The 21,093-nt window shown below is 67.9% G+C and carries 19 protein-coding genes; 18 read left to right on the plus strand and 1 reads right to left on the minus strand.

Annotated elements, in window-relative coordinates; translation table 11 throughout:
• Nucleotides 1-98 precede the first annotated feature (98 nt).
• A complete protein-coding gene (locus HNP52_RS22190; protein WP_184171008.1) occupies nt 99-302 on the minus strand; it encodes an RAG2 PHD domain containing protein in 204 nt (67 codons plus the stop codon).
• A gap of 168 nt (nt 303-470) precedes the next feature.
• On the opposite strand from HNP52_RS22190, the gene HNP52_RS22195 reads away from it, so the two are divergent.
• The 18 genes from HNP52_RS22195 (at nt 471) to ftsZ (ending at nt 21,015) form a co-directional block, all read left to right on the plus strand.
• Complete coding sequence (locus tag HNP52_RS22195) at nt 471-1,463, plus strand: cysteine synthase A (protein ID WP_184171011.1); 993 nt, start codon at nt 471-473, stop codon at nt 1,461-1,463.
• A 93-nt stretch (nt 1,464-1,556) separates the two neighbouring features.
• Nucleotides 1,557-1,829, plus strand: a complete 273-nt coding sequence (locus HNP52_RS22200) for a hypothetical protein (RefSeq protein WP_311768533.1) — start codon at nt 1,557-1,559, stop codon at nt 1,827-1,829.
• Between the two features lie 847 nt (nt 1,830-2,676).
• Nucleotides 2,677-3,162 (plus strand): division/cell wall cluster transcriptional repressor MraZ, encoded by a 486-nt coding sequence (locus HNP52_RS22205; RefSeq protein ID WP_184171015.1) that lies wholly within the window; start codon nt 2,677-2,679, stop codon nt 3,160-3,162.
• A 32-nt stretch (nt 3,163-3,194) separates the two neighbouring features.
• Nucleotides 3,195-4,112, plus strand: a complete 918-nt coding sequence (rsmH, locus tag HNP52_RS22210; RefSeq protein WP_221416629.1) for a 16S rRNA (cytosine(1402)-N(4))-methyltransferase RsmH — start codon at nt 3,195-3,197, stop codon at nt 4,110-4,112.
• Between the two features lies 1 nt (nt 4,113).
• A complete protein-coding gene (locus HNP52_RS22215) occupies nt 4,114-4,686 on the plus strand; it encodes a hypothetical protein (RefSeq protein WP_184171021.1) in 573 nt (190 codons plus the stop codon).
• On the plus strand, nt 4,683-6,398 hold the full coding sequence (locus tag HNP52_RS22220; RefSeq protein WP_184171024.1) for a penicillin-binding protein 2: 1,716 nt from the start codon (nt 4,683-4,685) through the stop codon (nt 6,396-6,398). Before HNP52_RS22215 ends, HNP52_RS22220 begins: the two co-directional genes overlap by 4 nt.
• Nucleotides 6,395-7,813: a UDP-N-acetylmuramoyl-L-alanyl-D-glutamate--2,6-diaminopimelate ligase gene (locus HNP52_RS22225; protein WP_184171027.1), complete on the plus strand. Its 1,419-nt coding sequence runs from the start codon at nt 6,395-6,397 to the stop codon at nt 7,811-7,813. The genes HNP52_RS22220 and HNP52_RS22225 overlap by 4 nt, the downstream gene beginning before the upstream one ends.
• Nucleotides 7,810-9,183: a UDP-N-acetylmuramoyl-tripeptide--D-alanyl-D-alanine ligase gene (gene murF / locus HNP52_RS22230; RefSeq protein WP_184171030.1), complete on the plus strand. Its 1,374-nt coding sequence runs from the start codon at nt 7,810-7,812 to the stop codon at nt 9,181-9,183. Before HNP52_RS22225 ends, murF begins: the two co-directional genes overlap by 4 nt.
• The gene (gene mraY, locus HNP52_RS22235; RefSeq protein ID WP_184171033.1) at nt 9,183-10,253 is read left to right on the plus strand and encodes a phospho-N-acetylmuramoyl-pentapeptide-transferase; all 1,071 of its coding nucleotides are present in this window, start codon (nt 9,183-9,185) and stop codon (nt 10,251-10,253) included. The genes murF and mraY overlap by 1 nt, the downstream gene beginning before the upstream one ends.
• Nucleotides 10,250-11,539: a UDP-N-acetylmuramoyl-L-alanine--D-glutamate ligase gene (murD, locus tag HNP52_RS22240; protein WP_184171035.1), complete on the plus strand. Its 1,290-nt coding sequence runs from the start codon at nt 10,250-10,252 to the stop codon at nt 11,537-11,539. The genes mraY and murD overlap by 4 nt, the downstream gene beginning before the upstream one ends.
• Entirely contained in the window at nt 11,536-12,765 is a 1,230-nt protein-coding gene (locus HNP52_RS22245) for an FtsW/RodA/SpoVE family cell cycle protein (RefSeq protein ID WP_260396327.1), read from the plus strand. Before murD ends, HNP52_RS22245 begins: the two co-directional genes overlap by 4 nt.
• Nucleotides 12,762-13,913: an undecaprenyldiphospho-muramoylpentapeptide beta-N-acetylglucosaminyltransferase gene (murG, locus tag HNP52_RS22250; protein WP_184171038.1), complete on the plus strand. Its 1,152-nt coding sequence runs from the start codon at nt 12,762-12,764 to the stop codon at nt 13,911-13,913. The genes HNP52_RS22245 and murG overlap by 4 nt, the downstream gene beginning before the upstream one ends.
• Entirely contained in the window at nt 13,910-15,316 is a 1,407-nt protein-coding gene (murC, locus tag HNP52_RS22255) for a UDP-N-acetylmuramate--L-alanine ligase (RefSeq protein WP_184171041.1), read from the plus strand. Before murG ends, murC begins: the two co-directional genes overlap by 4 nt.
• Nucleotides 15,271-16,215, plus strand: coding sequence for a UDP-N-acetylmuramate dehydrogenase (gene murB / locus HNP52_RS22260; RefSeq protein WP_184171044.1), 945 nt, complete (start codon nt 15,271-15,273; stop codon nt 16,213-16,215). The genes murC and murB overlap by 46 nt, the downstream gene beginning before the upstream one ends.
• Nucleotides 16,212-17,135, plus strand: a complete 924-nt coding sequence (locus tag HNP52_RS22265; RefSeq protein WP_311768534.1) for a D-alanine--D-alanine ligase — start codon at nt 16,212-16,214, stop codon at nt 17,133-17,135. Before murB ends, HNP52_RS22265 begins: the two co-directional genes overlap by 4 nt.
• Nucleotides 17,132-18,025 (plus strand): cell division protein FtsQ/DivIB, encoded by an 894-nt coding sequence (locus tag HNP52_RS22270; RefSeq protein WP_184171047.1) that lies wholly within the window; start codon nt 17,132-17,134, stop codon nt 18,023-18,025. Before HNP52_RS22265 ends, HNP52_RS22270 begins: the two co-directional genes overlap by 4 nt.
• A gap of 82 nt (nt 18,026-18,107) precedes the next feature.
• Nucleotides 18,108-19,370 (plus strand): cell division protein FtsA, encoded by a 1,263-nt coding sequence (gene ftsA / locus HNP52_RS22275; RefSeq protein ID WP_184171050.1) that lies wholly within the window; start codon nt 18,108-18,110, stop codon nt 19,368-19,370.
• A 115-nt stretch (nt 19,371-19,485) separates the two neighbouring features.
• Nucleotides 19,486-21,015 (plus strand): cell division protein FtsZ, encoded by a 1,530-nt coding sequence (ftsZ, locus tag HNP52_RS22280; protein ID WP_184171053.1) that lies wholly within the window; start codon nt 19,486-19,488, stop codon nt 21,013-21,015.
• Nucleotides 21,016-21,093 lie beyond the last annotated feature (78 nt).

Below are 21,093 nucleotides of genomic sequence, written 5' to 3' on the forward strand. Positions count from 1 at the left end.
CGACAGGGATCCCTGAATCCGGCGGTGGGATGGGGCGCTTCGCTCCGCGGCAAGCGGACGAGCAGCGCGCAGGCGAGCGCGAGCAAGGCGGTCATGCATCAGTGCGACAGGATCGAGTGAAGCGGGGTGGTGGCCAGCACCATGCGGGCGCCGGGAAAGGCGCGGCATTCGGACAGGGCGAAGCGGATCGCCGCGTCGCGCGAGCGGAACAGCCCTTCGAGCTGGCCTTCCTCCTCCTGCACGACCCAGTGGCCTTCGGTATCCTGGCCGACGCGCAGGATGTGTTCGGAACGCGAAACCATATGCACTCCTTCAATCAACGGAGCGCGAGATAGGGTGGGGGTGCGTTAAGCTTCGAGACGAATTTCGCGTGGCCGCATAAGCGTTTCGTAAAGGCGCAAAAGCGGGACTTGGCGGCGATGTGCCAGCGCTTGCTTGCGGTATCGGCCAATCCCCTCCATCTAGCCGCCATGCATGCGACATCCGACACGCTGGCGCTCATCGGCAATACGCCGCTGGTGCGCCTGAAGGGGCCGAGCGAGGCCACTGGCTGCGACATCTACGGCAAGTGCGAATTCGCCAATCCCGGTGCTTCGGTGAAGGATCGCGCGGCGCTCTACATCGTCAACGACGCCGAGGAGCGCGGGCTGATCCAGCCGGGCGGGTGCATCGTCGAAGGTACGGCCGGCAACACCGGCATCGGGCTGGCGCTGGTCGCCAATGCCAAGGGCTATCGCACGATCATCGTGATGCCCGAGACGCAGAGCCGCGAGAAGATGGACACCCTCCGGGCGCTCGGTGCCGAGCTCGTCCTGGTGCCGGCGGCGCCCTATTCGAACCCCGGCCATTTCGTCCACACCTCGCGCCGCATCGCCGAGGAGACGGCCAACGCGATCTGGGCCAACCAGTTCGACAACACCGCCAACCGCAAGGCCCATATCCACGGCACCGCCGAGGAGATCTGGGCGCAGATGGATGGCCGGATCGACGGCTTCACCTGCTCGGCAGGTACCGGCGGCACGATCGCCGGCGTCGGCCTGGGCCTCAAGGCCAAGGACGAGAAGGTGTGCATCGCGCTGAGCGACCCGCACGGCGCCGCGCTGTACAACTACTATCAGTGCGGCGAACTCCGGGCCGAGGGCAGCTCGGTTGCCGAGGGCATCGGCCAGGGGCGGATAACCGGCAACCTGGAAGGTGCGCCGATCGATGCGCAGTTCCGCATCTCCGACGAGGAAGGCCTGGAATGGGTCGAGCGGCTGCTCAAGGAGGAGGGGCTGTGCCTTGGCCTGTCCTCGGGCATCAACGTGGCCGGCGCCGTCCGGCTGGCCCGGGAGCTGGGCCCGGGCAAGCGGATCGCGACGATCCTGTGCGATACCGGATTCCGTTACCTTTCAACGCTGTACAACGCCGAATGGTTAACCGCCAAGGGATTGCCGGTGCCGGAGTGGCTCGCCGAGGCGTGAACGACCCGTCTTGGCAACGGGGCAGTTCGGCGTTACATTTATGCAACAGATATGAGCGTGGGTTCGCCTGATACCGCCCATACGATCCAGCGCGTGCGCGTTGGTCTTACGGGGCTCGCCATTGTGGCGGTGATGATTGCGCTCGCCAGCGCGATCGGCAACTGGCGTACGCGGGAAACGGCGGTTTCCGCGATCGGCGGCGCCAATGTGAGCGTCGTGGCCAACATGACCGCCGTCGGCAACTCGCTCGGCGAGAAGATCAAGGACGAGCCGCTCGCAGAACTGGGTGCCGCGCCCAGCACCACCACCACCGAAAAGACCGACCCAGCCGAGGCTGCACCGCAGCAGAATGGCGAGTCGCGCTAGCTTTTTGCATTTCACGACACCGGGCGAGCAGGGGGAGGGATTCGAACTTCCCGGCGACGGCGTGCGCAATCCTGCTTTCGCGGAACCGGTCCTGGGGTTCCTCGCGTGTTTCTCTCGACGGTGTTCAAGGAGCGGCGGGGTTTTGCCCCGGGCGGCGTGAGGCAAGCAGGGGGAATCCTACATTGCAAGGGCTTTGACCCTTGCAAGTTCGAGAGGTTCTCGCGCCTGACCTAGTGCGCCGAGGCTGGGCCCCGGCCTTCGCCGGGGAGCTGAAGGAGGCAAGGGCAGCCTTTGTGACTCTGGATCCCCGCCTTCGCGGGGATGACGTAGTGGAGGCGAGGCGCATCCGCTATCCACAATTTCCTTGCCTCTCCCGCTCGAAACGCCTTGAATCCTGCTGAAACTGGTTAAGCGGCGCGGGTTTTCGTGGCGACTCGCAGGATTTCTGCGGTTTCCGGAAGATGTGCGCCCGGCCGGTCTTCGGAGCCCCTTGCCAGGCGGATGCGGGAAAAACGGGGAAATCGCGCCACTTGCGCGGTTTTCCCGGGATCCGGCGGGATTGGGCCCCACTTTCAGGAATTTCCCCTAGCGGATGTGGATTATGCGTAGCGACCTACCGGAACAGAAGCGAACAAAAGACGATTCTAAGCAAAACATGGCTTGAAATTGGCGCCGAGTGGGGCAAATTCCCGCTCAATCCCCAATTCTCCCGTTGAATCCCCGAGCATTTCTGCTAAAAAGAATGCTTAAGAGGGGGCACGCCCTTTTTCCGTCAGTTTGAAAGCGCCGGAGCGGCCGTGGGGGTTGATTCCGGAGGCGGGAAAGTCGTGCCCATTGGGGTAATGGCGTGGCGGACAGGGAGCTCTTCGAGGGATTTGCGCTCCAGGCGGTCGACCAGAAGGGTCGCGTCGCCATCCCCGCAGACCTGCGCGCCGCCGCCGAGCGCAATTCCGACATCCGCCAGATCGTCGTCGGCCTGCATCCTTACGACCCGTGCCTGTCGGCGCATGACCTCTCCTGGTCCAAGGAGAAGTATGAGCGCCTCGACCGCAAGGAGCAGCAGGCAGCCGATCGCGGCGAAGACGCCGACCCGCGCGCCAAGCGCCGCGCCTTCGGCCAGGTCGAAAAGGCCCCGTTCGACGACTCCGGCCGTTTCGTGATCCCGCCCTTCTTCAAGATGAAGGCCGGCATCCAGAAATGGGCGCTGTTCTACGGCAGCGGCGAAACCTTCGACATCTGGGCGCCCGAGCGCCTGATGAACGATCCCGACGCGGACCCCACGCTGCGCGAGATCTGCGAATATCTGTGCCAGGCCAAGGGAGTGACGCTGTGAGCTCCCCGACCGAACCGCATATTCCCGTGCTGATGACCGAAGTGGTCGATGGCCTCGCCCCCGTGCCCGGCGAGCGCCATGTCGACTGCACCTTCGGCGCAGGCGGCTACACCAACGCCATCCTCGAGCGGGGTGCCGAGGTGGCCGCCTTCGATCGCGACCCCCGTGCGATCGAAGGCGGCCAAACCCTCGTCGCGGCGTCGGGCGGGCGGCTGGTGCTGATCGAGGCCCCGTTCAGCCAGCTCGAGGGTGAGCTGGAGCGGCGCGGGCTGGTGCCCGTCGACGGCGTGACCATGGATATCGGCGTATCGTCGATGCAGCTCGACCAGGCCGAGCGCGGCTTCTCCTTCCAGCAGGAAGGACCACTCGACATGCGCATGGCCGGCGAGGGGATGACCGCGGCGGAATGGCTGAACTCGGCCGACGAGGGCGAGATCGCCGACGTGATCTACCAATATGGCGAGGAGCCGCGCTCGCGCCGGGTGGCGAGCGCGATCGTCCGCGCGCGCCCGCTGACCACGACGACCGAGCTGGCCAATGTCGTCCGCAAGGCGCTGGGCCACAAGCCGCACGACAAGAAGGACCCGTCGACCCGGACCTTCCAGGCGGTGCGCATCTTCATCAACCGCGAGCTCGACGAGCTGGCGGAAGGCCTGGCCGCGGCCGAGCGCGTGCTCAAGCCCGGCGGCCGGCTGGCGGTGGTGACCTTCCACAGCCTGGAAGACCGGGTGGTGAAGCGCTTCCTGCGCGAGCGCAGCGGCAGCGAGCCCGCCGGCTCGCGCCATCGCCCGGCAATGGCCCCGGTGGCCGCGCCCAGTTTCGAACCTCCCGCCAAGGCCGTGCGCCCGAGCGACGAGGAGGTTGCCCGTAATCCGCGTGCCCGTTCGGCGACGCTGCGCGTGGCGCGGCGGACCGCCGCGGCACCGTGGTCCAGTGAAGGAGTAGCGTAAGATGGCCGTTCAGAGCTTCAAGGGACTGGGGTGGCTCCTCTGCGCCGTTGTGGTGGCGCCGGCGTGCTACATGGTCAATTCGCACGGTGCGGCCGAGCAGGCCCGATTGAACGCGATGAAGATCGCGATCCTGCAGGCGCAGAAGGATATCCGCGGGCTGGAAACCGAGTTCCAGACGCGGGCGAACCTGGCGCAGATCGAGCGCTGGAACGGCGACGTGCTGGCGCTTGCCGCGCCGACGTCCGGCCAGTATCTGGCGAGCGAGACGGCGCTGGCCAGCCTCGACCAGCCCGCGCAGATGCAGAACGCTGCGCTGATCGTTCCGACCGGCGCGCCTTCGGCTCAGCCTGCCGCAGCAGTGGCGACGGCAGCGGCGGCTCCGGTGCAGGCGACGCCTGCGCCGGCCCAGGCCGTTTCGGGCAAGAGCGTGGCGCAGCAGGACCGGGAACTTCACGACCTCATGAAGAAGGCTGACAAGCGCGCAGTGGCGATGGTGGACAAGGGCGTGCTCAGCACCTCGACCATCGACGACCTGAAGAAGCTTGCGCAGCGCGAGAAGCTGGCACTCCGTTGATCGTCGTCGTCGCCCCGCCGGCCCGCAAGGGCCGTACGGGCGATGCCCGTCAGGCGCTTGTCGCCACCGCCCAGGTGCGGTTGATGATCCTGTCGATCCTGTTCGGCTTCGGCATGCTGGTGGTGATCGGCAAGCTGGCCTTCCTGGCGGTATGGGCGGAGCCGGCGACGGCGCGCGAGATCGCGACCAGCCTGGTGCCGCCGCGCGGCGACATCACCGATCGCCGCGGCGCGCCGCTGGCCCGCTCGATCGACAGCTGGACGATCGCGATCCACCCGAACCAGGTGATCGGCGACAAGGCCGAGCTTGCCAAGAAGCTGGCCGAGCTGATCCCCGAGCAGAGCGCCGAGAAGTATTTCGCGATCCTCAAGTCCGGCAGCAGCTTCGCCTTCCTGAAGCGCCGGGCGATGCCCGAGCTGGTTGCCCAGGTGAACGAGCTGGGCCAGCCGGCGATCGAGTTCCAGCGCGAGAACGACCGGCTCTATCCGCAATCGACCCTGGCGGCGCACGTGCTCGGCTATATCGATAGCACCGGCCATGGCCGCTACGGCATGGAGCGGGTGCTCGATGCGCAGCTGAGCGATCCGGCGCGGCGCGGCCAGCCGGTGGCGCTGTCGCTCGACCTGCGCGTGCAGGCGGCGCTGGAGAACGAGCTCGGCACCGCGATGACGCAGCTGCAGGCGCGCGGCGCCGCCGGCGTGATCCTGGACGTGCAGACCGGCGAAGTGATTGCAATGACTTCGCTGCCGGCCTTCAATCCCAATGCGATCGACGGGCCGCCGCCGCGCAACAATGTGACGCAGAGCGTCTATGAGCTGGGATCGACCTTCAAGCCGATCGCGGTGGCCGCGGCGATCGACAGCGGCACGATCACGTCGATGTCGCGCCGCTTCGATGCGACGGTGCCGTTGCAGGTGGGCCGCTTCAAGATCCATGACGATCCGGGCGACGAGCAGTTCCGCTGGCTCAACATCCCCGAGACGCTGATCTATTCGTCGAACATCGCCACCGCGCGCATCGCCGACGAGCTGGGCGCCGAGAAGATGCAGGAGATCTTCCGCCGCTTCGAATTCGACCAGCGGCCGAAGATCGAGCTGGATGCGAGCGCCAAGCCGCTCTGGCCGGTGAGCTGGGGCCGGATCACGGTGATGACCACCGCCTATGGCCATGGCATCGCGGTGACGCCGCTGCATCTCGCCACCGCCTATGCGGCGATGGTGAATGGCGGGATCCTGTATCCGGCGACGCTGCGCAAGGTGGATGCGGCGCATCCGCCCCAGGGCAAGCGAGTGCTCAAGGAGGAGACCAGCGACCGGATGCGCCAGCTGCTGCGGCTGATCGTGCTCAAGGGCACCGGGCGCAAGGGCGAGGCCCCGGGCTTCCGCATCGGCGGCAAGACCGGCACGGCGGAGGCGGCCGCCGGTGGTGGTTATGACAAGAGTCGCAACGTTTCGACGTTTGCGGCGGCTTTCCCGATCGACGCGCCGCGCTATGTCATGATCGCAATGCTCGATTCGCCCAAGTCCAACCCCTCGATCGGCGTGTACCGCACGACCGCTGCCTGGACCGTGGCGCCCGTCGTCGCGCGGGTGGTGGGGCGCACCGGCTCGCTGCTGGGCGTGGTGCCGGATGCGAACCGCGATATTGACGAGCGCGAGCTGTTGCCGCTGATCTGGGCGGGGCCGGACGCCGACAAGAAGGATCCCGAATGAAACTGGGCGCGCTGACGGGAGGCGGGGAAGACGCCGTCGTCACCGGATTTGCCATCGACCATCGCAAGGTCGCCCCCGGAACCATATTCGGCGCGTTCGAAGGGGCGCGCTTCAACGGCGAGGACTTCATCGCCGATGCCGTGAAGGCCGGTGCCGTCGCGGTGGTCGCGCGGCCGGGCGCGAAGGTGGCAGGCGCGTTGCATATCGCCGACGACAATCCGCGCGAGAAGTTCGCCCGGCTGGCGGCGGCGTTCTTCGCGCCGTTCCCGGGGACCGCGGTGGCGGTGACGGGAACCAACGGCAAGACCTCGACCGTCGAGATGACCCGGCAGCTGTGGCGGATGCGCGGCTTCCATGCCGCCTCGATCGGCACGCTGGGGGTGACCACGGCGGACGATACGGTTTCGACGGGCCTGACCACGCCGGATATCGTGACCTTCCTCTCCAACGTCGCCGGGCTGGCGCGCGAGGGCGTGAGCCATGTCGCGTTCGAGGCTTCGTCGCACGGGCTCTCGCAGTACCGGACCGAGGGGCTGCCGGTGAAGGCGGCGGCGTTCACCAACCTCAGCCGCGATCACCTCGACTATCACGGCGACATGGAAACCTATTTCCACGCCAAGATGCGGCTGTTCGCCGATGTGCTCGACCTGGACGGCGGCACCGCGGTGGTGTGGGCGGACGATCCCAATTCGCCGCGGATCGAGGATCTGGCGCGGCAGCGCGGCAACAAGCTGGTCACGGTGGGCGAGCATGGCTCGACGCTGCGTCTGGTGGGGCGCGAGCCGACCCTGCTCGGCCAGGGGCTGGCGATCGAGGCCGAGGGGAAGAGCTTCAAGGTGAACCTGCCGCTGATCGGCGCCTATCAGGCGGCGAACGCGCTGGTCGCGGCCGGGCTGGTGATCGCGACCGGCGGCGATGTCGCGCAGACGCTCTCGGATCTCAGCCGGCTGCAGCCGGTGCGCGGGCGGCTCGAGCGCGCGGTGATCACCAAGGTCGGCGCGCCGGTCTATGTCGATTACGCGCATACCCCCGATGCGCTGGAGGCGGCGATCGCGGCGCTCAAGCCGCATACCAAGGGGCGGCTGATCATCGTGTTCGGCGCGGGCGGCGACCGCGATACCGGCAAGCGTGCGCCGATGGGGCAGGCGGCAACGGCGGGCGCGGACGTGGTGATCGTCACCGACGACAATCCGCGCTCCGAGGATCCGGCGGCGATCCGCGCCCAGGTGCTCGAAGGGGCGCCGGGGGCGATCGAGATCGGCGGGCGCCGCGAGGCGATCAAGGCGGCGATCGACATGGCGGGCAGCGAGGACATCGTGCTGGTCGCCGGCAAGGGGCATGAACAGGGCCAGATCGTCGGCGACATGGTGCTGCCGTTCGACGATGTCAGCGTGGCGCGGGAGAGCGCGGCGTGAGGCTGTGGACCGCAGACGAGATCGCCGGGGCGACCGGCGGCACGGCTTCGGCGGACTTCGAAGTCTCGGGCGTCGCCTTTGACTCGCGCGAAGTGGGGCAGGGGGACCTGTTCCTCGCGCTGAAGGGCGAGACCACCGACGGGCACAGGTTCCTCGACCAGACTTTCGCCCAGGGCGCGGCGGGGGCGGTGGTGTCGCAGGCGACTGGGTTCCCGCACGTGCTGGTGGACGACACGATCGCGGCGCTCGATGCGCTGGGCACGGCGGCGCGGGCGCGGATGCAGGGCAAGGTAATCGGGGTCACCGGCTCGGTCGGCAAGACCGGGACCAAGGAAGCGCTGTTCGCCGCGCTCGAGCGCAATGCGCCGGGCGAGGCGCATCGCTCGGTCAAGAGCTACAACAACCATACCGGCGTGCCCTTGAGCCTGGCGCGGATGCCGCGGAACACGCGCTATGGCGTGTTCGAGATGGGGATGAACCATGCGGGCGAACTGGCGGCGCTGACCCGGCTGGTGCGGCCGCATGTCGCCATCGTCACCACGATCGCGCCGGCGCATATGGGCTTCTTCGCGAGCGAGGAAGCGATCGCCGACGCCAAGGGCGAGATCTTCCAGGGGCTGGAGCCGGGCGGCACCGCGATCGTGCCGTTCGACAGCCCGCACCGCGACCGGCTGATTGCCGCCGCCAGGCCGTACGCCGCGAAGATCGTCACCTTCGGGCTGGGCGAGGGCGCGGACTATCGCGCGGTCGAGACGATGCGGACGCGGACGGGGGGCACCTTCGTCACCGCGCGCTTCGGGCAGCGCGAACTGAGCTTCACCCTGTCGCAGCCGGGGGCGCACTGGGTCTCCAACGCGATGGCGATCCTCGCCGCGGTCGACGCGGTGGGCGCGGACCTCGAGCTGGCGGGCCTCGCGCTCGCCGAGCTGGGCGGGCTGGCCGGGCGCGGGGCGCGGCTCAATGTGCCGGTGCGCGGCGGCACCGCGCTGGTGATCGACGAAAGCTACAACGCCAACCCCGCCTCGATGCGCGCGACGCTGGCGGTGCTGGCGCAGGAGCCGGGCCGCAAGCTGGCGGTGCTCGGCGAGATGCGCGAGCTGGGCGAGCACAGCGCCGCATTCCATGCCGAATTGTCAGGCCCGATCGAGGCGGCGGGCGTCGAATCCGTCATTCTCGTCGGTGAAGCGATGGCCCCGCTCGCACAGGCGCTTGAGGGCGCGGTCGATTTCGTCCATGTGCCCGACGCGGCGACCGCGCTGGGCAGGCTCGATGACATGCTCCAGGCCGGGGACGCCGTTCTCATAAAAGGCTCTAACGGCGTGCGGCTCGGGTCGGTCGTTGCGGCGTTGGCGGAAAGGGCACCTGCCTGATGTTGTACTGGATCGCAGAGCTGCTCGGCTTCCCCGGCGTGTTCAACCTGTTCCGTTACCTGTCGTTCCGCACCGGCGGCGCGGTGGCGACGGCGCTGCTGATCGGCCTCGTCATCGGCCCGAAGTTCATCGGCTGGCTACGCGTCCGCCAGGGCAAGGGGCAGCCGATCCGCGACGACGGCCCGCAGAGCCACCTCGCCAAGCGCGGCACGCCGACGATGGGCGGGCTGATGATCCTGACCAGCCTGATGCTGTCGCTGCTGCTGTGGATGGACCTGAAGAACCCCTATGTCTGGGCCTGCATGTTCGTCACCTTCGGCTTCGGCATGATCGGCTTCCTCGACGACTACGACAAGGTGCGGAAGCAGAAGACCGCGGGCGTATCGGGCAAGGTGCGGCTGATCGGCGAGTTCGCGATCGCGGGCATCGCCGCGGCGATCATCTGCTCGCAGAACGGCACCCAGCTCTACGTGCCCTTCTTCAGCAGCTTCCACCCCGATATCAGCTATTTCTACATCGCCTTCGCCGCCTTCGTGATCGTCGCGTTCGGCAATGCGGTGAACCTGACCGACGGGCTCGACGGCCTGGCGACGATGCCGGTGGTGATCGCCAGCATGGCATTCATGCTGATCGCCTACCTGGCGGGCAACAAGATCTACGCCGTCTATCTCGGTATCCCGCACGTGCCCGGCGCCGGCGACCTGGCGATCTTCTGCGGCGCGATGGTCGGCGCAGGGCTCGCCTTCCTGTGGTTCAACGCACCCCCGGCGGCGGTGTTCATGGGCGATACCGGCAGCCTCGCGCTCGGCGGCGCGCTTGGCACCATCGCCGTGACCACGCACCACGAGCTGGTGCTCGGCATCATCGGTGGCCTGTTCGTGATGGAGGCGCTGAGCGTCATCATCCAGGTGTTCTTCTACAAGCGCACCGGCAAGCGCATCTTCCGGATGGCGCCGATCCACCACCATTTCGAGCAGCTCGGCTGGTCGGAGCCGACGGTCGTGATCCGCTTCTGGATCATCGCCTTCGTGCTGGCGCTGGCGGGCCTCGCGACGCTCAAGCTGCGGTGATCACGAGCACGTCCTGGCGCGGCAAACGCTATGCGGTGCTCGGGCTTGCGCGCTCGGGGCTGGCGACGGTCGACGCGCTCGTCGCCAGTGGTGCTGACGTCACCGCCTGGGATAGCAGCGAGGCGGCGCGTGCCAGGGCGCAGGGTGCGAGCCTCGCCGATCCGCTGGAGATCGACCTGACGGGCTTTGCCGGCGTCGCCGTTTCGCCGGGCGTGCCGCTCAACACCCATCCCATCGCGGCGAAGGCGGCTGAGGCCGGCGTGCCCGTCATCGGCGATATCGAGCTGTTCGCCGAGGCGCGCGCCGAGATGCCGGCGCACCGCGTCGTCGGGATCACCGGGACCAACGGCAAGTCGACCACCACGGCGCTGATCCACCATATCCTCTCGACCGCCGGCATCCCGACGCGGATGGGCGGCAATATCGGGCTGCCGATCCTGGGGCAGGACCCGCTTCCCGAAGGCGGCGTCTATGTGCTCGAGCTCAGCAGCTACCAGATCGACCTGACCCACAGCCTCGACTGCGACGTCGCGGTGCTGCTCAACATCACCCCCGACCATCTCGACCGCTATGACGGGTTTCTGGCCTATGCGGCATCGAAGGCGCGGCTGTTCGCGATGCAGGCCAGGGGGCATGCCGCGATCATCGGCATCGGTGACGAGCCCAGCGCGAACATCGCGCGCCAGGTGGCGGATGCCGGCCGCAGCGAGGACCTGACCCGGATCGCGCCGGGCATCTGCATGGACCAGTCGCGCTGGCCGGCGCTGCAGGGGCCGCACAACGCCCAGAACGCGCTTGCGGCCATCGCCGCCTGCCAGGCGCTCGGCATCGAGCAGGCCGCGATCGACAAGGGGCTGGAGAGCTTCCCCGGCCTGCCGCACCGCATGGAACGGGTGAAGACCGTGAACGGCGTGCTGTTCGTCAACGACAGCAAGGCGACCAACGCGGATTCCACCGCGCCGGCGCTCTCGGCCTATCCCAAGATCCACTGGATCCTGGGCGGCAAGGCCAAGACCGACGATCTCGATGCCTGCCGGCCGGGCTTCCCCCATGTGGTGAAGGCGTACACGATCGGCGATGCGGGCGAGATGTTCGCGAAGCTGCTCGAAGGCGAGATGCCGGTCGAGCGATCGGGCACGCTCGATGTCGCGGTAAAGGCCGCCGCCGCCAATGCCCAGCCGGGCGAAGTGGTGCTGCTGTCGCCCGCCTGCGCGTCGTTCGACCAGTTCAAGGACTATGAAGCCCGGGGCCAGGCCTTCCGCGACGCGGTGGAGGCACTGGGATGAACGACACGATGCCGCAGGAAGCGGAGCCCGAGGCCCGCCGCCGCGGCTCGCCACAACTCGGCCGCGCGAGCAAGACGCGCGCCGGCATGTGGTTCTGGGAAGTCGACCGCGTGCTGCTCACGCTGGCGCTGCTGCTGATCGCGATCGGTCTGGTCGCGGTTGCAGCGGCCTCGCCCGCGACCGCGCGCCGCTATTCGGACGCCAGCCATGTGATGGCGCCGATGTATTATTTCTGGCGACAGCTGGTGTGGGTGTGCATCTGCGTGCCGGTGCTCGTCACCGTGTCGATGCTGCCGGTCACGTTGGCGCGCCGGCTTGCACTGATCGGGGCGGCGATATTCCTCGCCTGCCTCGCCCTGGTGCCGATCATCGGGCACGAGGTGAACGGCGCCAAGCGCTGGATCGGCGTCGGCATCTCCGAATTCCAGCCTTCCGAGTTCCTCAAGCCGCTGTTCATCGTCGCGACCGCGTGGATGCTGAGCTTCCGCGCCAAGGATCCGCAGCTGCCGGTGCTGTTCGTCACCGGCGGGCTGACCGCGCTGATCGGCGTGCTGCTGATGCTGCAGCCGGACTTTGGCCAGACGATCGTGTTCGCCAGCGTGTGGATCATCCTGCTGATGATCTCGGGCATTTCCCCGGCGGCAATCGCCGGGCTGTTCGGCACCGCTGTCGCCGGCGTGATCGCGGCCTATCTGTTCTACGGCACGGCGCGCACCCGCATCGATAACTTCCTGTTTCCCACCAAGGACGCGGCGCTCGCCGAGCGCTACCAGGTGGAGATGGCGCATGACACGCTGACCGCCGGCGGGCTGCTCGGGCGCGGGCCCGGCAACGGCATCATGAAGTTCAAGCTGCCGGAAGGGCATACCGACTATATCTTCTCGGTGATCGGCGAGGAGTTCGGGCTGATCGCCTGCATCGTGATCGCGCTGCTGTATCTCGCCATCGTGATCCGCGTGCTGATGAAGCTGCTCGACGAGGAAGACGCGTTCCGGCTGCTCGCCGCGGCGGGACTTGCCGCGCAGTTCGGCGTGCAGTCGCTGATCAACATGGCGGTGAACACCGGCATCGCCCCGTCCAAGGGCATGACACTGCCCTTCATTTCCTATGGCGGATCGTCGATGATCGCGCTGGCGATCGGCTATGGGTTGCTGCTCGCCTTCACGCGACGAAACCCGTATCTGAAGCGCTCGCCCTATACCGGCCGCTGGAGCACCAACGCATGAGTCAGTCCCGAAGCTATGTCCTCGCAGCCGGCGGTACCGGTGGGCATATGGTGCCCGCTGCCGCCCTGGCAGCGGAACTGGCCGAGCGGGGCCATCATGTGGCGCTGGTGAGCGACGATCGCGGCGTGCGCTTCCCGGGCCTGTTCGACGGCGTCGAGACGCATGTGCTGCCGGCCGGACGGCTGGGCGGCGGGCCGCTCGGCTATATCCGCGCGGCGGGCAAGATCATGGCCGGGCGCTCGATGGCGCTGCGGCTCTACAAGGAAATCCAGCCTTCGGCGGTGATCGGGTTCGGCGGCTATCCGGCGCTGCCCTCCCTGCTCGCGGCGTTCCGAGCCGGCGTGCCGACGATCATCCATGAGCAGAATGCGGTGCTCGGCCGGGTGAACCGTTTCGTTGCGGGACGCGTCGATGCGATCGCGACGTCGTACGAGCAGGTCGACCGGATGAAGCCGGGCTGGCAGGCCAAGGCGCATCTCGTCGGCAATCCGGTACGCGAAGCGGTGCTCAACCTGCGCAACCGGCCCTATCCGCTGCTCGAGGAGGACGGCATCTTCCGCGTGCTCGTCACCGGCGGCAGCCAGGGCGCGACCGTGCTGAGCCAGGTGGTGCCCGATGGCCTGGCGCTGCTGCCCGTCCATTTCCGCCGCCGCCTGCAGGTGACCCACCAGGCGCGCGTCGAGGATATCGAGACGGTGCGCGCCAAGTATCAGGCGCATGGTATCCCGGCCGACGTCTCCACCTATATCACCGACATGCCCGAGGCGCTGGCCTGGGCGCATATCGTGATCGCGCGGGCAGGGGCCTCGACCATTGCCGAGCTGACCGCGGCGGGCCGCCCGGCGATCCTGGTGCCGCTGCCCAGCGCGACCGACGATCACCAGACCGCCAATGCGCGCGAGATCACCGCCGCCGGCGGGGCGCGGACGATCTCGCAAAAGGGCTTCACCGCCGCCGAGCTCGCCAAGCAGATCCAGAAGCTCGGGCTCGACACGGTGGGCCTTGAGAATGCAGCGGCGCGGGCGCGCAGCGTGGGCCGTCCCAACGCCACGCGCGACCTTGCCGATCTCGTCGAATCCATCGATGCGCCCGAGGCCCCGATCAAGGGCCAGCGCATCTCCATGCAGGGAAGGCCAGCGTTCGCATGAAGGGTGTCGCAAAGGACATCGGTACCATCCATTTCGTCGGTATCGGCGGCATCGGCATGTCGGGCATTGCCGAGGTGATGCACAATCTCGGCTATTCGGTGCAGGGCTCGGACGTGGCCGAGGGCTATGTCGTGCAGGGGCTGCGCAGCCGCGGCATTCCCGTCACGATCGGCCACAAGGCGGAGAATCTGGGCGATGCTTCGGTGGTGGTGGTCTCCACCGCGATCGTGCGCACCAATCCTGAGGTCGAGGCCGCCTATCAGCGCCGCATCCCCGTGGTGCGCCGCGCCGAGATGCTCGCCGAGCTGATGCGCCTGAAGTCCACCGTCGCGGTGGCGGGCACGCACGGCAAGACGACGACGACTTCGATGGTCGCGGCGCTGCTCGATGCCGGCGGGGTGGACCCGACCGTGATCAACGGCGGCATCATCAACCAGTATGGCTCGAACGCCCGCCTGGGCGACAGCGAGTGGATGGTGGTCGAGGCCGATGAGAGCGACGGCAGCTTCCTGCGGCTCGACGGCACCTATGCGATCGTCACCAATATCGATCCCGAGCATCTCGACCATTATGGCTCGTTCGATGCGGTGAAGGATGCGTTCGTCGAGTTCGTCGAGAATGTGCCCTTCTACGGCGCGGCGCTGCTGTGCCTCGATCACCCCGAGGTGCAGGCGATCATCCCGCGCGTGCGCGACCGGCGGATCGTGACCTATGGTTTCGCGGCCAGCGCCGACGTGCGCGGCGTCAATGTCGTGCCGCATCATGGCGGCAACCGCTTCGAGGCGATCATCCGCAACCGCGACGGCACCACCCGCTCGATCGAGGGGATCGAGCTGCCGATGCCGGGTCGCCACAACGTCCAGAACGCGCTCGCCGCGATCGGCGTGGCGCTCGAGCTGGGCATCCCCGATGCGACGATCCAGCAGGGCTTCGCCAAGTTCGGCGGAGTGAAGCGACGCTTCACCAAGGTCGGCGAAGTAAACGGCGCGACGATCATCGACGATTACGGCCATCACCCGGTCGAGATTCGCGCGGTGCTGGCGGCAGCGCGCGAGAGCGCCGAGGGCAGGGTGATCGCGGTGGTGCAGCCGCACCGCTTCACGCGCCTGAAGAACCTGATGGACGAGTTCGCCCAGGCCTTCAACGACGCCGACATGGTCTATGTCACACCGGTCTATGCGGCGGGCGAGCTGCCGCTCGAGGGCGTGAGCGCCGAGGCGCTGGTCGAGAATGTCCAGCGGCGCGGGCATCGCTCGGTCGCGGCGGTGGAGAATGAGGACGGGCTGGCGCAGGCGCTTGCGGGCGTGGTGCAGCCCAAGGACATGGTGATCTGCCTGGGCGCGGGCGACATCACCAAATGGGCGGCGAACCTGGCTGGCGCGATCGAGGAAGCGCGGGCGTGAACCAGGCGGCTGCCGCGCTCCCTCCCGTGCGCGGAAAACTGACTGCGGATGCGCCGCTGGCGCCGCTCGTCTGGTTCAAGAGCGGCGGCGCGGCGCAGTGGCTGTTCGAGCCGGCCGATGCCGAGGACCTGGCTTCGTTCCTGGCGGGGCTCGATCCTTCGGTTCCGGTGATGGGGCTGGGGCTCGGCTCGAACATGATCGTGCGCGACGGCGGCGTGCCGGGCGTGGTCGTGCGGCTGGGCAAGGCCTTTGCCGGGGTGGAGCAGCTGGATCCGGTGACGCTGCGCTGTGGCGGCGGGGCTTCGGGCATCCTGGTTTCCTCCAAGGCGCGCGATGCCGGGATCGGTGGGGTGGAGTTCCTGCGCTCGATCCCCGGCACGGTCGGCGGGTTCGTGCGGATGAACGGCGGCGCCTATGGCCGCGAGGTCAAGGACGTGCTGGTCGAATGCGAGGTCGTGCTGCGATCGGGCGAGCGGCGGGTGCTGGCGCTGGCCGAACTCGGCTATACCTATCGGCACAGCGCGCTGCCCGAGGGCGCGATCGTGATCTCGGCGACGTTCCGCGGGCATGGCGAGGAACCGGCGGTGATCCAGGCGGAGATGGACCGCATCGCGGCGGCGCGCGAGGAATCGCAGCCGCTGCGCTCGAAGACCGGGGGCTCGACCTTCAAGAACCCGGACGGGCACAAGGCCTGGGCGCTGATCGACGCCGCCGGCTGCCGTGGCCTGATGCGCGGCGATGCGCAGGTCAGCGAAAAACACTGCAATTTCCTGCTCAATCTGGGCAATGCTAGCTCCGCCGACATCGAGGCGCTGGGCGAGGACGTCCGCGCGAAGGTGAAGGCGCAGTCGGGTGTGGAGCTGGAGTGGGAAATCCAGCGGATAGGGGTTAGCAAGTGAAGTCGTTGCACGTCGCAGTTCTCATGGGTGGCTGGTCGGCCGAGCGCGAGGTGTCGCTGATGTCCGGTGCGGGCATCGCCGATGCGCTGGAGGGGCTGGGCCACAAGGTGACGCGGATCGACATGGATCGCGACGTCGCTTTGAAGATCGCCGAGGCGAAGCCCGATGTGGTGTTCAACGCGCTGCACGGCACGCCGGGCGAGGACGGCACGGTGCAGGGCATGCTCGACCTGATGGGGGTGCGCTACACGCATTCCGGGCTGGTCACCTCGGTGATCGCGATCGACAAGCAGCTTACCAAGCAGGCGCTGGTGCCGCACGGCATCCCGATGCCCGGCGGACGGATGGTCAAGACCGAGGACCTCCACCGCGAGGACCCGCTGCCGCGCCCCTATGTGCTGAAACCCGTGAACGAGGGTTCGTCGGTGGGCGTGGCGATCGTCACCAAGGAAGGCAATTACGGCAACCCGATCGCGCCGGACGCGCGCGGGCCGTGGCAGGAGTTCGACGAGCTGCTCGCCGAGCCGTTCATCCGCGGGCGCGAGCTGACCACGGCGGTGCTCGCGGGCGAGGCGCTGGGGGTGACCGAGCTCAAGCCCAAGAGCGGCTTCTATGATTACGACGCCAAGTACACCGACGGGCTGACCGAGCATGTCTATCCGGCGCAGATCCCCGACGAGATCACCGAGGCGTGCAAGCGCATCGCGCTCGAGGCGCACAAGCTGCTCGGCTGCAAGGGCACCTCGCGCTCGGATTTCCGCTGGGACGACAGCATGGGGATCGAGGGGCTGTTCCTGCTCGAGGTGAATACCCAGCCGGGCATGACGCCGCTGAGCCTGGTGCCCGAGCAGGCGCGCCACCTGGGCATCTCCTATCCCGAGCTGTGCCAGCGCATCGTCGACGAGGCCTTGAGCGGATGAGCCGGCAGCCCGCCAAGCGGACGGCCACCCGTCGCGGGGCGAAGCCGGTAGCGAAACGCAAGCAGCAGCCGCGCAAGAAGCAGCCGGGCCTGATGGACCAGGCGCTGGCCGCGCTGCCGTTCGACCAGGCGACGCTCACGCGCATGGCGACCTGGGGGATTGTCGGCATCTTCGGGATCGGCGCGATCACCGTCGCGACCTGGTTCGGCATCCCGCAGATCATCGGCACGGGGGCCGCGCAGGCTGTGGGCGATGCCGGGCTGCGGGTGGACACGATCCAGATCAACGGGCTCAAGCGGATGAACCGCATGACCGTGTACCAGCAGGTGCTCGACCAGAATTCGCGCGCGATGCCGCTGGTCGACCTTGGCCAGGTCCGTGCCAAGCTGCTTGCCTATCCCTGGATCAAGGATGCGCGTGTTTCACGTCGGCTGCCCGACAAGCTGCTGATCGACATCGTCGAGCGCGAGCCCGCGGCGATCTGGCAGAACCATGGCCAGCTGATGCTGATCGACCCGACCGGCGTGCCGCTGGAGCCGGTGTCGCGCGAAGCGATGCCGGACCTGCCGCTGCTGATCGGCGACGGCGCCAACAACCAGGAGCCCGCGCGCCGCGACCTGATGGACAGCGCGCCCGCGCTCAAGCCGCTGGTCCGCGCCGCCACCTGGGTGGGCAATCGCCGCTGGGATATCATCTTCGATACCGGCGAGAAGCTCCAGCTGCCCGAGGGCGACAAGGAAGCGAAGGACGCGCTCAAGACCTTCGCCGAGAAGGATGGGGCGTATCGGCTGCTCGGCCGCGGAAACCTGGGGTTCGACATGCGCGACCCCGATAATCTGGTCGTCCGCCGGCCCGCCGCGATCGGCGCGCCGCCCGCGACGGGATTATGAGTAACACCGTAGTTGTAATCAGGGCAAAATCCTGATTCATATGGTGAATTGAGTATTAAGCGTTTTTTCGAATGAGGGGCAGATGGCGAAGGTAGCACCGGAAGGGCTGATCACGGCATTGGACGTGGGGTCGTCCAAGGTCTCGGCGCTGATCGCGCAGCGGTCCGACGACGGCACTTTGGTGGTGCTCGGCACCGGCCAGCGCGAGAGCCGAGGCGTCAAGCGCGGCTATGTCGCCGACATGCACGCGACCGAACTCGCCATCCGCGAAGCGGTGGAGCAGGCCGAGCGCATCGCCGGCCAGAACATCGAAGACGTGTGGGTGAGCTTCTCCGCCGGTGGCCTGATCTCGGACATCGTCCGGCTTGAATCGGATCTCGGCGGCCACCGCATCGAGCAGAACGACATCGACGAGCTGCTCCGCGCCGGCCGCGACGCGATCGACCCGCAGGGCAAGATGGTGCTCCACGCCCAGCCGACCCGCTACACGGTCGACGGCCTTGCCGGCGTGCGCCGTCCCCTCGGGCTGCATGCCGAGCGCCTGGGCGTCGACATCCATGTCGTCGCGACCGACGGCGCGCCGGTGCGCAATCTCGATCACTGCGTCCGCTCGGCGCATCTCGAAGTCCGCTCGATCATCGCCGCGCCGGTGGCGACGGGGCTGGCCTGCCTGACCGACGAAGAGCGCGAGCTCGGTGTCGCGCTGGTCGAGATCGGCGCGGGCGTGACCAATGTCTCGGTCTTCTCGCAGGGCGTGCTTTCGGGCCTTGCCTCGATCCCGATGGGCTCGGCCGACATCACCGACGATATCGCCTCGTCCTTCGGCACCGCGCGTGCCTGGGCCGAGCGCACCAAGTGCTTCCATGGCTCGGCGAACCTGAGCCCGCGCGACAATCATGAGATGATCGATGTCGTGCCGGCGATCCCCGATGACGGCACCGAAGGCCCGCGCATCACCAAGGCGCAGCTCAACGCGATCATCCGCAAGCGGCTGGAGCGGCTGATGGGCGAGATCCAGAAGGAGCTGAAGAAGCTGAGCTTCGAGGATCCGGCCGGCCGCCAGATCGTCCTGACCGGCGGCGGTGCCGAGCTGAAGGGCGTCGCCGATTACGCCCAGCAGTTCCTGGGCAGCGCGGTGCGCGTCGGCCGGCCCAAGGGGCTGGTGGCGCTGCCGGAAGCGCATGCCGGCCCGGCCTTCGCCACGCTGGCGGGCCTGGCGCGCTTCGCCGCGGCCAACCCGATCGACCTGCGCACGCTGGAGCCCAGTCGGCACCAGATGGTCACCCGGACCAACCCGGGAGCCCTGTTCCAGCGGCTAATCGCGGCATTCCGGGCAAATTATTAGAAGAAATGCGTTGGTAACTTCGCGTTCCCTCTAGAGTCGCCCTCCGCGTTCGTGCAGAACGGGCGACAGATTACGCGTTCGTGACAGGCCACCCGGACGCAGGGAGACTAAGGCGATGAGTATCGATTTCCTTCCGCCCGACGTGGACGAGCTGACCCCCAAGATCACCGTAGTCGGTGTGGGCGGCGCGGGCGGCAACGCGATCGCGAACATGATCCGCGCGGACGTGCAGGGCGTCGACTTCATTGTCGCCAACACCGATGCGCAGGCGCTCAAGCAGTCGAGCGCGGGCCACCGCATCCAGCTCGGCGCCAAGATCACCCAGGGCCTGGGTGCCGGCAGCCGTCCCGAGATCGGCCGCGCCGCCGCCGAAGAGACGATCGACAACGTCCAGAAGGCGCTTGAGGGCGCCCACATGGTGTTCATCGCTGCCGGTATGGGCGGCGGCACCGGTACCGGCGCCGCGCCGGTCATCGCCAAGGCGGCCCGCGACATGGGCATCCTGACGGTGGGCGTGGTCACCCGGCCGTTCGCCTTCGAGGGCAAGCGCCGTGCGGCTTCGGCCGAGGCAGGCATCAACGAACTGCAGAAGTACGTCGATACCCTGATCGTCATCCCGAACCAGAACCTCTTCCTGATCGCCAATGCGAACACGACCTTCAAGGAAGCGTTCGAGATGGCCGACGAGGTGCTGCAGCAGGGCGTGCGCGGCATCACCGACCTGATGGTCATGCCGGGCCTCATCAACCTCGACTTCGCCGACGTCCGTTCGGTGATGCAGGAGATGGGCAAGGCGATGATGGGCACCGGCGAGGCCGAGGGCGACGACCGCGCGCTCATCGCCGCGCAGAAGGCGATCGCCAATCCGCTGCTGGACGGCGTGAGCATGAACGGCGCCAAGGGCGTGATCGTCTCGATCACCGGCGGCGAGGACATGCGCCTGCTCGAAGTCGACGAAGCCGCCAACCATATCCGCGAGCTGGTCGATCCGGACGCGAACATCATCTGGGGTTCGGCGTTCAATCCAGAGCTCGAGGGCAAGATCCGCGTCTCGGTCGTCGCGACCGGCATCGACGCCGAAGCGCAGCCGGTGGCCGCGCCGCGCGCCGCCGAGCAGCCGCGCGTCTTCTCCTTCTCGACCCCGCGCCGCACCGCGGCCGAGCCGGCGCCTGCCGCCGCGCCCGAGCCCGAGGCTGCAGCCGAGCCGGTTGCCGAGGAAGCGCCGCTCGCACCGCCGATTCCCGAGGCCTATGAGCCCGTCGCCGAGGAGCCCGTGTCGCTCGCGCCGCCGGTGCCCGAAGCCTATGAGCCCGAGCCGCAGCCGGCCGCGCCGGTCCAGTCCAACTGGGTCGATGACGGCAAGGACGAGGACGAGCTGGTCCTCGGTGCTGACAGCCTGGTGCCCGAGGCGCCCGTCGCCCCGATCGACGAGCCTGCCGCGACGCCGACCACGCGCCGCCGCTGGCTGACCGGCGGGGACGAGGAAGAAGCTTCGCCGCTGGTCGAGAAGCCGGCCAAGAAGAGCGGCGGCACGCTGTTCGAGCGCATGGCGATGGCCTCGCGCGGTGCCTCCAAGTCGGAAGACGAGGCGGACAAGGATCCGCTCGACATTCCGCGCTTCCTGCGCAGCCAGAACAACCAGTAAGCCATTCGTCGCCGGCCGGTCTCGCTTCGGCGAACCGTGCCGGCGCCGTCATTGGCGGTTCAGCGCAATTGCGCGCAG

This window comes from Sphingomonas kyeonggiensis (assembly GCF_014204495.1).
In the GTDB taxonomy this organism is placed as follows: domain Bacteria; phylum Pseudomonadota; class Alphaproteobacteria; order Sphingomonadales; family Sphingomonadaceae; genus Sphingomonas; species Sphingomonas kyeonggiensis_A.

What these genes read in the sequence shown, in the direction of transcription:
- HNP52_RS22190 (WP_184171008.1), bottom strand. Translation starts at nt 302, where the DNA reads ATGGTTTCGCGTTCCGAACACATCCTGCGCGTCGGCCAGGATACCGAA.
- HNP52_RS22195 (WP_184171011.1), top strand. Translation starts at nt 471, where the DNA reads ATGCATGCGACATCCGACACGCTGGCGCTCATCGGCAATACGCCGCTG.
- rsmH (WP_221416629.1), top strand. Translation starts at nt 3,195, where the DNA reads ATGACCGAAGTGGTCGATGGCCTCGCCCCCGTGCCCGGCGAGCGCCAT.
- HNP52_RS22215 (WP_184171021.1), top strand. Translation starts at nt 4,114, where the DNA reads ATGGCCGTTCAGAGCTTCAAGGGACTGGGGTGGCTCCTCTGCGCCGTT.
- HNP52_RS22225 (WP_184171027.1), top strand. Translation starts at nt 6,395, where the DNA reads ATGAAACTGGGCGCGCTGACGGGAGGCGGGGAAGACGCCGTCGTCACC.
- mraY (WP_184171033.1), top strand. Translation starts at nt 9,183, where the DNA reads ATGTTGTACTGGATCGCAGAGCTGCTCGGCTTCCCCGGCGTGTTCAAC.
- HNP52_RS22245 (WP_260396327.1), top strand. Translation starts at nt 11,536, where the DNA reads ATGAACGACACGATGCCGCAGGAAGCGGAGCCCGAGGCCCGCCGCCGC.
- murG (WP_184171038.1), top strand. Translation starts at nt 12,762, where the DNA reads ATGAGTCAGTCCCGAAGCTATGTCCTCGCAGCCGGCGGTACCGGTGGG.
- murC (WP_184171041.1), top strand. Translation starts at nt 13,910, where the DNA reads ATGAAGGGTGTCGCAAAGGACATCGGTACCATCCATTTCGTCGGTATC.
- murB (WP_184171044.1), top strand. Translation starts at nt 15,271, where the DNA reads ATGGGCGGCGAACCTGGCTGGCGCGATCGAGGAAGCGCGGGCGTGAAC.
- HNP52_RS22270 (WP_184171047.1), top strand. Translation starts at nt 17,132, where the DNA reads ATGAGCCGGCAGCCCGCCAAGCGGACGGCCACCCGTCGCGGGGCGAAG.
- ftsA (WP_184171050.1), top strand. Translation starts at nt 18,108, where the DNA reads ATGGCGAAGGTAGCACCGGAAGGGCTGATCACGGCATTGGACGTGGGG.
- ftsZ (WP_184171053.1), top strand. Translation starts at nt 19,486, where the DNA reads ATGAGTATCGATTTCCTTCCGCCCGACGTGGACGAGCTGACCCCCAAG.